Annotated in this window: 11 protein-coding genes and 1 other RNA gene; 7 read left to right on the top strand and 5 right to left on the bottom strand. The window is 40.7% G+C overall.

The window, feature by feature from the left end; translation table 11 throughout:
• Positions 1-795 precede the first annotated feature (795 nt).
• From KIH23_RS04675 to KIH23_RS04665, 3 genes are read left to right on the top strand one after another with little or no spacing between them, the layout of a single operon-like run.
• The gene (locus KIH23_RS04675) at positions 796-1,608 is read left to right on the top strand and encodes a DUF3822 family protein (protein WP_213211512.1); all 813 of its coding nucleotides are present in this window, start codon (positions 796-798) and stop codon (positions 1,606-1,608) included.
• Entirely contained in the window at positions 1,605-2,159 is a 555-nt protein-coding gene (locus tag KIH23_RS04670) for an RsmD family RNA methyltransferase (protein ID WP_213211511.1), read from the top strand. Before KIH23_RS04675 ends, KIH23_RS04670 begins: the two co-directional genes overlap by 4 nt.
• A 17-nt stretch (positions 2,160-2,176) precedes the next feature.
• A complete protein-coding gene (locus KIH23_RS04665) occupies positions 2,177-4,210 on the top strand; it encodes a CotH kinase family protein (RefSeq protein WP_213211510.1) in 2,034 nt (677 codons plus the stop codon).
• Between the two features lie 318 nt (positions 4,211-4,528).
• On the opposite strand, the gene rnpB is transcribed toward KIH23_RS04665, so the two are convergent.
• Positions 4,529-4,833: RNase P RNA component class A (gene rnpB, locus KIH23_RS04660), an RNA gene on the bottom strand.
• Positions 4,834-5,262: 429 nt separating this feature from the next.
• Between rnpB and dnaX the strand changes: the two genes are divergently transcribed.
• Together dnaX and KIH23_RS13735 are read left to right on the top strand one after the other, a co-directional pair.
• Entirely contained in the window at positions 5,263-6,348 is a 1,086-nt protein-coding gene (dnaX, locus tag KIH23_RS04655; protein ID WP_213211509.1) for a DNA polymerase III subunit gamma/tau, read from the top strand.
• Between the two features lie 26 nt (positions 6,349-6,374).
• Entirely contained in the window at positions 6,375-7,034 is a 660-nt protein-coding gene (locus tag KIH23_RS13735) for a DNA polymerase III subunit gamma/tau (RefSeq protein WP_317197021.1), read from the top strand.
• Here KIH23_RS13735 and KIH23_RS04645 read toward each other — a convergent pair.
• From KIH23_RS04645 to KIH23_RS04630, 4 genes are read right to left on the bottom strand one after another with little or no spacing between them, the layout of a single operon-like run.
• Entirely contained in the window at positions 7,031-7,609 is a 579-nt protein-coding gene (locus KIH23_RS04645) for a TMEM175 family protein (RefSeq protein WP_213211508.1), read from the bottom strand. The two genes, KIH23_RS13735 and KIH23_RS04645, sit on opposite strands and share 4 nt — an antisense overlap.
• Before the next feature lies 1 nt (position 7,610).
• The gene (locus tag KIH23_RS04640; RefSeq protein ID WP_213211507.1) at positions 7,611-8,501 is read right to left on the bottom strand and encodes a Ppx/GppA phosphatase family protein; all 891 of its coding nucleotides are present in this window, start codon (positions 8,499-8,501) and stop codon (positions 7,611-7,613) included.
• A gap of 8 nt (positions 8,502-8,509) precedes the next feature.
• Positions 8,510-10,639 carry a polyphosphate kinase 1 gene (ppk1, locus tag KIH23_RS04635; RefSeq protein ID WP_213211506.1) on the bottom strand — a complete coding sequence of 710 codons (2,130 nt, stop codon included), beginning with the start codon at positions 10,637-10,639 and terminating at the stop codon, positions 8,510-8,512.
• Between the two features lie 2 nt (positions 10,640-10,641).
• Positions 10,642-11,121 (bottom strand): SixA phosphatase family protein, encoded by a 480-nt coding sequence (locus tag KIH23_RS04630; RefSeq protein WP_213211505.1) that lies wholly within the window; start codon positions 11,119-11,121, stop codon positions 10,642-10,644.
• A 626-nt stretch (positions 11,122-11,747) separates the two neighbouring features.
• Here KIH23_RS04630 and KIH23_RS04625 point away from each other — a divergent pair.
• Together KIH23_RS04625 and KIH23_RS04620 are read left to right on the top strand one after the other, a co-directional pair.
• On the top strand, positions 11,748-12,251 hold the full coding sequence (locus KIH23_RS04625) for a hypothetical protein (protein WP_213211504.1): 504 nt from the start codon (positions 11,748-11,750) through the stop codon (positions 12,249-12,251).
• Between the two features lie 29 nt (positions 12,252-12,280).
• Positions 12,281-15,143: hypothetical protein (locus KIH23_RS04620; RefSeq protein WP_213211503.1), on the top strand; the 2,863-nt coding region annotated here is incomplete at its 3' end.

Here is a 15,143-nt window from a genome sequence, read left to right as displayed (position 1 = left end):
CATTTGAGATGAACAGGAGAAAGTCCGGTGGACTTCAGGTACTTTTAGTTTTTGCAAATTAAGCCTCAAAAATAAACAAAAAGTGTGCTTTAAAATCATTTAAAACTTAGCTTTTAAAGATTTTCTGAGGCGCTGAGGCGCTGAGAAGCTGAGTGCCTGAGAACCTGAGTGCCTGAGTGCCTGAGAACCTGAGAACCTGAGCAGCTGAGCAGCTGCGCACAATGAATGTGACATGCACTTTTTACAATTTTATTTCACTGAGTATTTTTTGAATCATTACTCCAAATTCGTAATTCGTAATTCGTAATTCTCACAGCGCAGCGGTCTTTAGGCGCAGCCGTGTCTATATCCCAGCGGTCTATTTCTGTTTAAGAAGTGTAAAAAGTTTAAGAAGTTTAGTCGCGACATTCAGTCATACGAATCATTTCATTTCCAAATTTTCAAATTATCTCATTTTCAAATTATCTTCAGTCATACAGAGCAACAATCTATTTCTGTTGAAAAAGTGTAAAAGGTTCAAGAAGTTTAGATTGAAGCCTCATTTGTAATTTGCTGAGTGCCTGAGTGCTTGAGATGCTGCGCACAATGAATGTGACATGCACTTTTTACAATTTTATTTCACTGAGTATTTTTTGAATCATTACTCCAAATTCGTAATTCGTAATTCGTAATTCATAATTCTCACAGCGCAGCCGTCTGTAGCAAAGCGTGTCCATAAATTCCCCCACAACATTCATCACTCACAAAAAAATTGTAAGTTTGTCGTGGCCGTATCAAACGGTTCACTATTGCCTTATGCTTGTAAACGCTGCGAATATTACCGAAAAGAAATACCGAAAACTAACGCTTTTACTCACTGAGCACGGTTTGGAAATGAGTGTTACTGATACGCTCAACAATCAAATTTTGTCGTTTGATGTTGTGTCGTTTGATGCGAGCGCTCCGGCTGAACAACAGTTGCTGGACGCGCTGCAAAATCACGCTAGCTTGCGCGATCTCTATGATGAAGTTGGGGTTGTGCAGCAAAACAATTTATCGACTTTTGTGCCCGATGCTTTGTTGGACGAAAGCCAATTGGGCGCTTATTTGCAATACAACAATAAGGTATTTGCGCACGACGATTTTAGAACTGATACACTCAACAACTACAGTATACACCACGTATATGTGGCGCAAAGCCGCTGGTTGCATGTTTTAGAAGAGCATTTTAAAATAATTTCGGCCAAACACGCGCATTCGGTTTTGGTAGGACGTTTGCTTGATTTGTCTAAAAATGTAGATGACAAGCGTATGTTTGTGCATATGGCGCCGGGGCATTTTGAAATCATCATTGTGCAAAACCAACATTTGTTGTTGTTTAACAGCTTTGAATATAAAACGCCCGAAGATTTGATATACTATTTGCTCTTTACGGCTGAACAACTCAATTTAAACCCCGAGAGTTTTAGATTAGAGTTTTTAGGTAAAATTTCTGAGGACGATGCGTTTTACAAAATAGCCTACAAATACATCCGCAACGTGAGTTTGTTTGACCCTGAAGATGCGCGTATCAACAATGACTTTTCGGCCCAAGACAACCGTGAACACTTTATTTTGTTTCAGTCGTGAGAATTATTTCAGGTGCCTTCAAAGGCCGACGCATTCATCCGCCTAAAAACCTTCCGGTACGCCCCACTACCGATATGAGCAAAGAAGCGTTGTTTAATGTGCTCAACAATCATTTTCATTTTCAAGATTTAAAAGTGCTCGACTTATTTGCCGGAACGGGTAACATCAGCTATGAGTTTGCTTCGCGCGGTTGTGAAGACATCACTTGCGTGGATGGTGATTTTGGCTGTGTAAAATTTATCAAACAAACCGCGGCTGAATTTGATTTTCATATTTCGGCCATCAAAAGCGATGTGTTTAAGTTTATTGAGAAATGCGGTGTGCAATACGATTTGATTTTTGCCGATCCGCCGTATGATTTATCACAAGAAGTTTTTGAAAACTTGGTCAAAGATATTTTTAAGTATCAACTCTTGACCCAAGACGGTATGCTGATTATTGAGCATTCCAAACACACGCATCTGGAACATTTGCTGCACCATTCCGAAGGCCGAAATTACGGTGGTTCTGTGTTTAGTTTTTTTGAAATTCAATCTGAATCAGACGAGTAATACTTGCGTTTCCCGCTATGAAAACCAAAATCTGTTTGTGGCTGCTACTCTTTTGTTTCGTTTTAGAAGCGCAAAATTTAGTGAGTAGTAATTTGCCCATCGTCATCATCAATACCGATACGAACGAAAGTGGAATTCCTCAAGAAATTCAAGATGAAGTACGCATTGGTGCGAACATGAAAATCATCTACCATACCGATGGCACCCGAAATTACCTCACCGATCAAACCAACGCCAATTATTTGAACTACAACGGTAGAATATCAATTGAGATTAGAGGTTCAACATCGCAATGGCTCGATAAAAAACCCTACGGACTCACTACTTTACAAGCCGATAATACCAGCAACAACAATGTTTCATTGCTGGACATGCCTGAAGAAAACGATTGGATACTCAACGCTTTGGCTTTTGACAATTCACTCATCCGCGATGTCTTGTCGTATGATTTGGCGCGTTCTATAGGTGAATACGCACCGCGTGTACAATTTTGTGAAGTCATGATCAACGGCACTTATCAAGGTTTGTATCTGTTGTCTGAAAAAATAAAAATTGACTCCAAACGCGTCAATATCATCAAGCTTACCAATACCGATAACACCCAGCCCAACATCAGCGGCGGCTATATTACCAAATGCGACAAGACTACAGGAGGTGATCCGGTGGCTTGGGAATTCACAACCAATATAGGCAACACCGTAGCTTTTATTCACGATGCACCCAATCCGTCAGAAATTACCAACGTACAAAACAACTATATATACAATCGGTTTACGGCACTTGAGCAAGCCGCCGCCGCACAAAATGCATCAGTAAGCAATGGCTATCCATCAATAATTGATGTGCCCACTTTTGTTGATTTTATGCTCATCAATGAGTTGGCCTCAAATGTTGATGCATATCAGCTGAGTACTTATTTTCATAAAGACCGCAACGGCAAACTCAGAGCCGGCCCTATTTGGGATTTTAACTTGGCCTATGGTTTAGATGTTTTTGGCAACCGAAGCCTTACCAATGTTTGGCAATTTGACAACGTTGATAATGTAGGGGCTAAGTTCTGGAAGAACCTCTACAACAACTCTGTCTTTAATTGTTACCTCAGAAAACGCTGGGCAGAACTCACCGCAGCCAATGCGCCCCTGAATTACAATACGCTCATCAGTAAAATAAATTCTTATACAACTTTACTCGCCGAAGCGCGTGCGCGTGAAAACACCCGTTGGGGAACCTTGACCAATTACGCGGGCAATATTATCAATCTTAAAAGTTGGTTGCAAACGCGCATCAATTGGCTCAATGGCCATTGGGGTTCAACAGTCAATTGCACTTTTCCGACGCTACCCAACATCGTTATCAGCAAGATCAATTACAATCCGGTTGAGATAAACGGCAACACCAGCAATAACCTTGAGTTTATTGAACTCACCAACAACAGCGCGCAAACGGTAAATGTTTCAGGCTATTACTTTAAAGAACTGGGGCTTACTTATATTTTTCCGAACAATGCAACCCTGGCGCCCAACGGTAAAATTTACTTGGCCAGCAATAGCACAGCTTTTACGAGTGTTTATGGTTTTGCTCCATACGGAACCTTTACTAGAAACTTATCGAACAAATCTCAAGCTTTGGTTTTGGCTGATGCCTTCGGAAACATCGTTGATTCGGTAACCTATCTTGACAACACGCCTTGGCCCGCAGAAGCAGATGGCAACGGTTCGTATTTATCGTTGATCGATTTAAATGCCGACAATGCATTGGCCGAAAGTTGGACGGCCTCGAGTGCAACGCTTTCAGCCAGTGAATTTGCATCTGAAAACGCAACACAAGTTTATCCCAACCCGACCACTGCTACCTTATATATATACCATCCGAAGATTCGCATCAAAACCTATGAACTCATCGATGTTTTAGGACGTAGTATTGTGAGCCAAAACCTTTTGATGAAAAATGAAATCACCATCGATTTATCTGCACTCGCAGCGCAACAATACTTTTTAAAGTTGGTTTTTGAGGATGGAAGCTCAGTGGTGAAGAAGATTTTGAAACAGTAGTTGGTCAGGGACACGCTGCACTATAGACACGGCTACGCCTACAGACACGCTTCGCTACAGACCGCTTTGCTGTAAGACAGAAGATAATTTGAAAATGAGACAATTTGAAAATTTGGAAATGAAATGATGCGTATGACTGAATGTTTCTGCTAAACTTCTTAAACAGTTTCGACCGCTGCGCTGTAAGACACGCTACGCTACAGACCGCTGCGCTTTAAGACAAAATGGATTTTTGACGGTGAGACAAATACTTCAAAAATCAAAGTTCGTTAATCTTCAATCGTTAATCATTTCTCTCAGGCACTCAGCAGCTCAGTAAAAAAAAGCAGGCCTATAAGCCGGATTCTGTATTCTATTACTAGAACCCTTATCATTTATCTAGGCGATCAGTTACCCGAGCGCTCGATCTTTCTACCCTCCGGCAACGAGCGAGAAACCCTTAAATGCCGGTATACTTGAAATTTCACCACATAGAGTTTACCTGATTTCACTACAGCCGAACTGTACATCCTTTCTGTTGCACTGGTCCTCGCCTTTCGGCGGACGGGCGTTACCCGCTATGTCTCTCTACGGTGTCCGGACTTTCCTCTGATGTATACACCAGCGATAAGGCGGCCTGCGGCGCAAAAGTAGTTTTATTATTTTGAATTATGCGTATTAAATATTTCATGAGGAGCTATTTCCCGCTCTGCGCTCTTATCTTTTGCTCTGAACCCCAGAACAAAAGGATAACCGCTGCGCTCGGGGCTAGAAATGAGTGCCTGAGTTGCTGAGAAGATGAGCGACTGAGAAAAGACCGCTGCGCTGTAAGACACGCTGTGCTACAGACACGGCTGCGCCTATAGACCGCTTCGCTCTAGGACTGAAGATAATTTGGAAATGAAATGATGCGTATAACAGAATGTTTCAACTAAACATTCCTATACCTTTTACACTTTATAAACTCAAAGGCGCAGCCGTATCTAAATTGTGCAAAACTTTTCACCAAAACCTCCAATTCAACAAAGCAACAAATCAACAAATCAGCTATATTTGTTCACCAATAAAAAAGCATGGAACAATTTGTAGTATCGGCCCGCAAGTACCGCCCGCAAACGTTTAAAGACGTGGTGGGGCAACAGGCTATTACCAACACTTTGCTCAACGCCATTGAAACCAACCACTTGGCATCGGCCTTGCTTTTTACCGGACCGCGCGGTGTGGGTAAAACCACTTGTGCGCGTATCTTGGCACGCAAAATCAACCAACCGGGTTATGATGACCCGAACGAAGATTTTGCCTTCAACGTTTTTGAACTCGATGCCGCATCAAACAACTCTGTTGAAGATATTCGCAACCTAATTGACCAAGTGCGCATTCCGCCACAGACCGGTCAGTACAAAGTGTATATTATTGATGAGGTGCACATGCTCTCGCAAGCGGCCTTCAATGCTTTTCTGAAAACCTTAGAAGAACCGCCCAAGCACGCGATTTTTATATTGGCTACCACCGAAAAGCACAAAATCATTCCGACCATTTTATCGCGTTGTCAGATTTTTGACTTTAAACGCATCACCGTTAAAGATGCCAAAGAACATTTGGCCGAAGTGGCCCAAAGCCAAGGCGTTACTTTTGAAGACGATGCCTTGCACATCATTGCACTCAAAGCCGATGGTGCCATGCGTGACGCTTTGTCTATTTTTGATCGCGTGGTATCGTATTGCGGAAACAACCTGACGCGTGCCGCCGTTACCGAGAACTTAAACGTGCTCGACTATGAAACTTATCTGCAAATGACTGATTTGATTTTGGCCAACAAAATCCCTGATTTGCTCATGGCTTATAATGATATTTTGTCGCGCGGATTTGACGGCCATCATTTTATTACCGGAATGGCATCGCACTTCAGAGATTTACTCGTGAGCAAAACGCCTTCAACTTTAACTTTGCTTGAAGCCGGTGAACAAGTGCAACAACTTTATGCCATACAAGCTCAGAAAACTTCAGCTGAGTTTTTACTCAAAGCCATCGAGATTGCCAATGATTGTGATTTGCGTTATAAGGTTTCACAAAACCAACGTTTATTGGTGGAACTTTGCTTGATGCAATTGGCCTCTATCACTTTTGATGGTGAAAAAAAAAAGTTGACGGATTTATAATTCCGGCCAAATACTTTTATGGTCGTGTGCTGGAACTGTCAGTAGAAGCGCCAGAAATTGTCGAGAACAAAACTGAAACACCCACCAACGAAACTACCGAATCTGTTGTTGCATCAACCATAGAAACCACACCAGTTACTACAGAAACGCAACAGAATCATACACCCGCAGCAATTCAACAACAACCCATAACTTCTTCGGCGCCTAGCCCTGAACAAAACAACATACCTAAAGTTTCGGCTTTATCACTAGCCAGCATCAAAGCCAAACGCGAGATGCAACAAAACAGTCAGGCGGTTGTGAAAGAAGCGGCTCAATTACCAACCGAACCTTTTACCGAAACCGATATGCGTTTGTACTGGACCAAATATGCCAACAAACTCGGTGAAAAAGGCTTTAAGATTATGGAGTCGTTGCTAACGATAAACGACCCTGTTTTAAACGGTGCGCACATTACCATTGAGCTGCCTAATGAAGGCTCTAAGATTGATTTTGAATCTGAAAAGAATGGTTTGCTCGGTTATCTTAGAGGGCATTTGCACAACCACGATATTACCATTGAGGTGATTGTCAACGAGGCCATTGAAAACAAATTTGCGTTTACGCCTCAAGACAAATACAATCGTTTGAATGAGATCAATCCGAACTTGGAATTGCTCAAACGTACTTTTGATTTGGATTTTTAAGAGTGGTCTAACATACGCTCAATGCGCTTATCGGGTATGAGCCACATGAGCGCTACAAAAGTATAAACCGCGCCCGCCATCCATACGTTATAAAATGAAAAAGCGATTCCTATAATATATAATATAGGTGAAGCTTTGCCTTTGTAATCTTGGCCAATGGCTTTTTTCAAAACTGAATTCGGGCCTTGGCTCTTGATGATGAGGTTTTGTAAAATGAAATAAGCAGTTCCGGCCATGAGCAACATTAAACCATACAAAGCCATGGGCACTTGGGCAAAGTGATATTCGCCAATCCAGCCGGTGGCAAACGGAACCAATGACAACCAAAACAACAAATGCAAGTTGGCCCATAAGATTTTACCGTTCACGTGTGTCATGCTGTGCAACATGTGGTGGTGGTTGTTCCAGTAGATACCTATATAGATAAAACTCAAAACATAACTCAGAAACACCGGAATCAGCTGACATAAATCTGACCAACCAGAACCTTCAGGCACTTTGATTTCAAGTACCATGATGGTTAAGATGATGGCGAGCACACCGTCACTAAAAGCTTCGAGTCTGTTCTTGTTCATACTAGATTTTGTTGAAATACATGGCTTTGATGATGCCGTCAGACAGACCAATTTTTGGAACAAATATCTTTTTGGCGCGGCTCCATTTCATGGCATTGAGGTAGATTTCGGTAGCCAAAACAATCACGTCGGCACGGTCCATGTTCAAATCGAGTTCTGAAATTCTTTGCTCATAAGTGAGTGAATTCAAGAAGTGATAACGCTTGTTCAAATACCAATACGAAAGCGGTTTATCAAGTTTTCGGCCCGACATTTTGAACAACTTATTGATGTTTCCGCCCGAACCAATTAAGGTAACTTCGGGATAAATTCGGGTTTGCTCTTTGATCCATTGCTCAATTTCATCCCAAGTTTTTGGATCAACCATTTCGTTGAGCAAACGAACCGTTCCGATTTTGAATGATTTTGAGGCGACCATTTTTCCGTTGTCAAACAAAGAAAACTCAGTACTTCCGCCGCCTACATCTACAAATAAATAGGTTTGTTCGGTTTGCACCAAATGGCTCAAATCAGTTGATGCGATGATGGCCGCTTCGGTTTTTCCGTCAATGATTTTAATGTCAATATCGGCTTGTTCTTTGATGGTTTTGATGACTTCAGGGCTATTGACGGCCTCACGCATGGCTGAAGTAGCCAATGCTGCGTATCGCTCAACTTTATGGACTTTCATAAGCAACTTAAATGCTTTCATCCCGTCAATCATGCGCTCAATATTTTCAGGAGAAATTTGCCCAACGGTGAACGAATCTTGCCCGAGACGAATGGGCAAACGCACCAAGGCACTTTTACTAAAATGAGTTGGAACGCCGGGCTCTTCAATCACGTTGGCTACGAGCAATCGCATGGCATTCGAACCAATATCAATAGCAGCAAATTTGCGAATGGTAATCATATATTAACTTAAGATTTGGGTTGTTTGGTGTGGCTTTCGGCCAATTCATTTTCGTGACGCTGTTTGTAATAATGATAGGTTTCAAGTTGTGCCCGAAAAACTTTGTTGTGCCCGCGAGGACGATATTTATTATCAAGTAAATCTGAATGAAAACGCGCTTTTACGTTGCCTTTCCACCCGATATTGAATACTTCTATAAGTTCGTTTTTGAGATCTCGGTCATAGATCGGACAGGTCACTTCTACCCTTCCGTCGAGGTTTCGGCGCATAAAATCAGCCGATGAAATAAATACTTCGGGCTCGCCTTTGTTCTCAAATATATACAAACGAACATGTTCAAGGTAATTATCGACAATGCTCACGGCTTCAATGTTTTCGCTCATGCCCGGAACCCCCGGAATTAAAGAGCAAATACCGCGCACTTGCAATTTAATTTTAACTCCGGCTCGGCTGGCTTCATACAATTTGTCAATCAAATCAAAGTCAGAAAGGCTATTCATTTTGAGTTTAATGGATGCCTCAAAGCCCAATTTGGCATGGGTTATTTCACGGTCAATAAGCTTGTTGAAGCGCGAACGCGTGTAATGCGGTGATACAATTAAATGCTTGTAACGATGTACTCTGAAGTTAACATCAAAGAAATCAAAGATTTTATTGACGTCTTTAAGAATCTGCTCGTGGCTGGTAAACAGCGTTACATCGGTATATACTTTGGCCGTTGATTCGTTGAAGTTTCCGGTGGAGATAAAGCCGTAACGTTTGAGTTTTCCGGCTTCAATGCGCTCAATAACGCATATTTTACTGTGCACTTTGAGGCCTTTGATTCCAAAGATCAGGTGAATGCCTTCGGTTTGCATTTTTTCGGCGTATGAGATGTTACTCGCTTCGTCAAATCGGGCTTGCAACTCAATTTGCACCACTACTTTTTTGCCGTTTTTGGCGGCATTGATCAGTGAACTGATGATTTGTGAATTCTTGGCCAAACGGTATAAAGTAATCTTAATTGTGGTGACTTTTGGATCCAAAGCTGCCTCGCGCAAAAACTTGATTAAGTATGAAAACGACTGATATGGCGCATGCATCAAATAATCTTTTTTGCTGATTTTATCCAACATACTACCTTCGAGCGATAGCCCCGGAACCGGCAAAGGTTCATTGGTTTTGTAGAGCAAATCATAACGTCCCAAATTCGGGAAACTCATATAATCGCGACGGTTGTGATAACGGCCACCCGGTATAATACTATCGGTTTCGTGGATGTGCATTTTGCTCAGGAAAAACTTGAGTGTATCTTTGCCGATTTGCTGATCATACACAAAGCGAACCGGCTCACCAATGCGGCGTTCTTTAACACTGGTGGCGATTTTTTCCATCATACTTTTGCTCAAATCACTATCAATTTCAAGCTCGGCATCGCGGGTAATTTTGATCATGTGTGCCGAAATGCTTTCGTAATCAAAGATGCTGAAAATGCTGTGCAAATTGTATCGAATCACATCGTCTAAAAACATGATGTATTGTTTGTCATCCTGCGAAGGCAACACTACAAAACGGTTGATGGTTTTGGGAATTTCAATAACCGCATAAGTAATTTCTTTCTTTGATTTTACCAGATCGGTTAAAGATTTTCTGGTTGATTTTGTATTCATGACCAACTTCACGGCTAAATACCCTGAGGTATCTTTTAAGAGCGGAAACTCGGCCAAATCATTTAAGATAATGGTTACCAGTGCCGGGCTTACTTGTTGAATGAAGTAGTCTTTGACGAAGGCTTTTTGGTGTTCGAGCAACTCGTTTTCATTGACCATGTATATCTTTTGAGCTTCGAGTTTTTTTTCGATGACGCTCAAAATACGCAAACTTTCTGACTGTTGGCGAATAACAATTTGGGTGATTTCATGAAGCAATTCTTGCGCACTTACACCGCCCAAAACCTTCTCACCTGATATACCTGACAAGCTCAGACGGCGGATAGCAGCATAACGAACTCTAAAAAACTCATCGAGGTTGTTTGAAAATATTCCGAGAAATCTGAGACGATCCAACAATGGCACGGTATCATCACCGGCTTCTTGTAATACCCGAGCATTAAAAGCCAACCAGCTTTTTTCTCGGTCAATATATCTGTTTTCTGACATAACTATTTTAGGTCTTTGGGAGAAAGTACTTTTAACGTTTTGGCGTTGCTCATGTTTTGCCAATGATCAGTAGAGAACTCTAACATGGTAAATCCGGAAGTAGCAACATTGGGTATAAAAACGCTGCCAAATTTATTAACAAAATTCGTAATGGCCTCGTTGTGTCCGAAAAGAATTATGGAATCGTATTGATCATCAAAGCTGCGAACAACGCGTTCTAATTCATATTCGTCAAAAGTGTACAAATCTTGTCTGTACTCGATATTTTTAATTTGATATACCTGTGCAAAAATCTGTGCTGTTTGAACAGCTCTTTGCGCGGCGCTCGATACGATATGATAATTTTCTGAGATGAGTTCTTTGGTTTTTTGGGCTATCATTTCGGCGTCTTTGATGCCTCGGTATTCTAAAATTCTATCAAAATCGCGTACCGGTCCATCCCAAGATGATTTAGCATGTCTTACAATAATGAGTCTTTTCATAGGTGTATTATTGGGCTACAATTTACATATATATAATCTTGTCTTAGACAACTTGATTGAATAGTTTTAAACAGATAAAACTAAATATGCTTTATTTTTTATTTGATTAACCCATCAATAAAAAGGCTGCTCTATTTTGATATTATTGTAAGATATATCTGTATTTATACTTACAAAAATGCATTTCATCGATATTTTATGTATTTTATCGATGTTTTTTTTGGTCAGAAGAAATAGAAAATCTAGTTTTGGATTGTTAAAACACATAATTATAAAAAACATCGAAGCTTTTTAGCTTTATAAAAGCGTGCTTAAGTGCAGTTAAAAAGTTTAGAATCAGTGTCAAAAAGAAACTATAATTAAGTTAAAAATCGGAGTTGTTTTTTCTTAAAAGTGTGCGTTTATCGAGTTTTCAGGCTTTTGGTGGATAAAAGAACGGGAGAAATATTTATGTAAGTAAATTAGCCAACAATATTTTTTGAAGGCCCCAATCTGCTGAAAATATAGTCTAAAAACTATTGAAATTAACGTTTTAATCTTTTAATGTGATGGAATCAACTGTCCCAACAATTTTAATTAATCCTAAGAGCAACGTTCTGTTGTCTCTTTTCAAACCTCAGATCATAATGAAACGACTACTACTTGTATTAGTATTGGTTTGCTTTTGCGTGCAAGCCAAGGCTCAGGTTTCAGGTAATTCCGGTGCTATTATGGAAGTGAGTGCTTATCTGTCTTCAATCAGATCAAACACCTCCATGGCAAGAACTTCTGGTTCTGGCATCGATCATCTTGAGAACCTGCTCAATGAAGTGCAGCCAGCAGTTTATTTGTCTTCAGGGCAAGTAAAAACTTTTGGCGATCAACCAACTGCTTTGTACACCGATGTAAGTTCATTGGCCGATGCAAACAGTTTGGTAAGCTCTAAAGAATCAATTGAGATGGTAACCATTCGCATGGAACGATCTGCAGATTTAAGAACAATTGATCTATCGTTGCTTTCAAGCTTCCCTAACTTGAAGTACGTGTATTTACTCTCAACCATCGAAACCACAGCAAACACATTGGTGAGTCTGGTTCAAAATACCGACAGCCGATTTGTTGTTTTCTATAAAATTTCAAAAGGAGCTTAATAGCGCCTCAGATCTTTAAAAGTAATCTTATGAGAAATACATACTTTACCCCAAAAACTAGTGTCAAGCATTTTCTACTGACTTTTTTCTTATTGGCTGTATCTTTGACTTCAAAAGCGCAAGTTCGTATTGATTTTACGCAAAGAGCTTCACAGTATACTCCTACCAAGAAAATCTATAATGTAAAAGGTGATTTTACCATGATTGGTAACACCAACTTGACCCGTCAAAGCTACAGTAATACTGAAAACAATAACAACACCACGATGGTGTATGTTGATGTGGATGGAAATTCAACTAACGGTGTTGACGGAAAACCAACGTTTAACTCATCATCTGCTGATTTGACATTTTCAACTGAAAACGGAGCTACACCGTCATGTTCAAATATTGTTTATGCCGGCCTTTATTGGACCGGTAAAGCATCATCTGACAATGCATCAAGTAGTCCCGAAACTTTTAGTTTAACAAGAACTATTTCGGGAACTTCCTATACCAAGTCTTTCAACAAAAGACAAATTTCATTCAAAGGACCCGGTGCAAGTTCGTATACTCAATTTACAGCTGCATCATCCAACATTTATTACCCTTTAAGTTCAGACGCCTATATCTATTCTGCTTACGTAGAAGTAACAGATTATGTTCGTCAAAACGGATTAGGAACGTATACCGCTGCCGATATCGCTGTTAGAGATGGTAACGGCGGAAACACCGGATATTCAGGCGGTTGGGGTTTAATTGTAGTATATGAAAATACTAAAATGAAATACCGCGATGTAACCATTTTTGATGGACACGCCTTTGTATTGAGTTCAAACAGCAACGGAAATAATCTTCCGGTTTCTGGTTTCAATACAGTTCAAACCGGGAACGTTGGTGTTAAATTAGGAATTATGGCCAGTGAAGGTGATGTAAACCTGACTGGTGATTACTTGAAAATCCAAAAACTTAGCTCTACACAATATTTAGATTTAAGCCACACGGGTAATTCAACTACCAACTTCTTTAACAGTTCAATCAATACTGGCGGAAATACCCGAAATCCAAACTTGCAAAACAATACCGGTATTGATATCAGTATGTTTAATTTACCAAATGCTGGCAATGCCGTAATTGGAAATAACCAAACACAAACCAACTTTATTTACGGAACGAGTGGCGATACTTATGCCATTTTTGCCATAGCCATGTCGGTTGATGCCTATAAGCCTGAAGCTGAAAGTATCATCACGGCAACAACCATTAATAACGTACCGGTAACTTCAGAACCTTATGTGGCTTTACCAAACGAAGAAATTGGTTTTAATGTAGATGTGCGCAACTTAGGTACTGAAGCCATCAATAACTTCAAAGTTGTTGTACCGATTCCTTATAACGCCTCATATGTTCCTGGAAGCGCCAATGCAACTGCATTGTTTACACCACTACCATCACCTAACAACGTGTATTTTGATGCCAATTTAGGCGCTACAGGTTCGGTTGTTTGGGATATGGGTACTTTGCCATTACCAGCCAACCCAAGTGTTTTATTGGGTAAATTAAGATTCAAATTAACAGCTACTACCAACTGTTCGATTCTCTTGAATCCAACTTGTGGTAGCCCTATTTATATTAATGGTTCAACCAACGGAACAGGTGCCACTACTGGTATTTCATTCAGCGGAGCAAGAGCTATTAAAGGTTACTCGCAAAACGGAAACTGTACCGGACAACCAATTCCTGAAACATTGGCTATTGGTATCAACGGTGCAAATTATGTGGCCAGTAATTGTATCAATACACCGGTGGTTCAAACTTTTGGTTTCTGCCAAGCCGGAAGCACAATTGGAACTACTCAGTTAGCGCCAAACTTTCCTCCGGGTTCAATGTTCTACAATGAATTCCCGGTTACAGTTAATTCAATTCAGTATTCAGATGTAAACCCAATTCCTTTAGTAGCCGGATCAACAGTTACTTACTATGCTGTTCCTCCTAATACTACAGGCTGTACGTTTCCTTTTATCGTTACCAAATGTAAATTAATCGATGCTAAAAATGATACTTTTGGTTCTATCAACGGAACTACCGGTAACAACAACATCGGTAATATTTTCAACAACAACGGAAGCGGTTCTGATACCCTAGACAACGTTCAAACCAACTTATCACAGGTAAACTTGAGCATTGTTACTCCGGCCACAGCAATCAATGGCGGACAAGTACCTTATATTGATTTAGCCACCGGAAATGTGGTAGTGCCTGCAGGAACTTCGGCAGGAACTTATACTATTACTTATAAGATTTGTGAAAAAACAGCTGCCAGTAACTGTGACACTGCTGTAGTAACAATTACCTGCCCTAACCCGGTAATTAACGCCGTAAATGATACCATCTCTGGCGGAAACGGTGCAAACGGTAACCCGAATGCAGGTAATGTTTTAGCCACCAACGGTAATGGACCTGATACTTTAAACGGTACTCCGGTAACTATTGCTCAGGTAAATATGACCGTAACAACCGCTGCTACACCAATCAACAACGGACCAGTTCCAAGTATTGATGTTACAACCGGTCAAGTGTCAATTCCTGCCGGAACTCCTGCAGGTAACTATACTATTGTTTACCAAATCTGTGAGAAACTAAATCCTTCAAACTGTGATTCTGCAACAGTTACCATCAACGTAACTGCTCCGGCTATCGATGCGGTTAATGATACTATTTTAGGTGGAAACGGTGCAAACGGTAACCCGAATGCAGGTAATGTTTTAGCCACCAACGGTAATGGCCCTGATACTTTAAACGGTACTCCGGTAACTATTGCTCAGGTAAATATGACCGTAACAACCGCTGCTACACCAATCAACAACGGACCAGTTCCAAGTATTGATGTTACAACCGGTCAAGTGTCAATTC

Origin of the sequence: Flavobacterium sp. CYK-55 (assembly GCF_018413465.1) — a bacterium.
In the GTDB taxonomy this organism is placed as follows: domain Bacteria; phylum Bacteroidota; class Bacteroidia; order Flavobacteriales; family Flavobacteriaceae; genus Flavobacterium.
This window is presented reverse-complemented; position numbering and strand designations above follow the sequence as displayed.

What these genes read in the sequence shown, in the direction of transcription:
- KIH23_RS04675 (WP_213211512.1), top strand. Translation starts at nt 796, where the DNA reads ATGCTTGTAAACGCTGCGAATATTACCGAAAAGAAATACCGAAAACTA.
- KIH23_RS04665 (WP_213211510.1), top strand. Translation starts at nt 2,177, where the DNA reads ATGAAAACCAAAATCTGTTTGTGGCTGCTACTCTTTTGTTTCGTTTTA.
- dnaX (WP_213211509.1), top strand. Translation starts at nt 5,263, where the DNA reads ATGGAACAATTTGTAGTATCGGCCCGCAAGTACCGCCCGCAAACGTTT.
- KIH23_RS04645 (WP_213211508.1), bottom strand. Translation starts at nt 7,609, where the DNA reads ATGAACAAGAACAGACTCGAAGCTTTTAGTGACGGTGTGCTCGCCATC.
- KIH23_RS04640 (WP_213211507.1), bottom strand. Translation starts at nt 8,501, where the DNA reads ATGATTACCATTCGCAAATTTGCTGCTATTGATATTGGTTCGAATGCC.
- ppk1 (WP_213211506.1), bottom strand. Translation starts at nt 10,639, where the DNA reads ATGTCAGAAAACAGATATATTGACCGAGAAAAAAGCTGGTTGGCTTTT.
- KIH23_RS04630 (WP_213211505.1), bottom strand. Translation starts at nt 11,121, where the DNA reads ATGAAAAGACTCATTATTGTAAGACATGCTAAATCATCTTGGGATGGA.
- KIH23_RS04625 (WP_213211504.1), top strand. Translation starts at nt 11,748, where the DNA reads ATGAAACGACTACTACTTGTATTAGTATTGGTTTGCTTTTGCGTGCAA.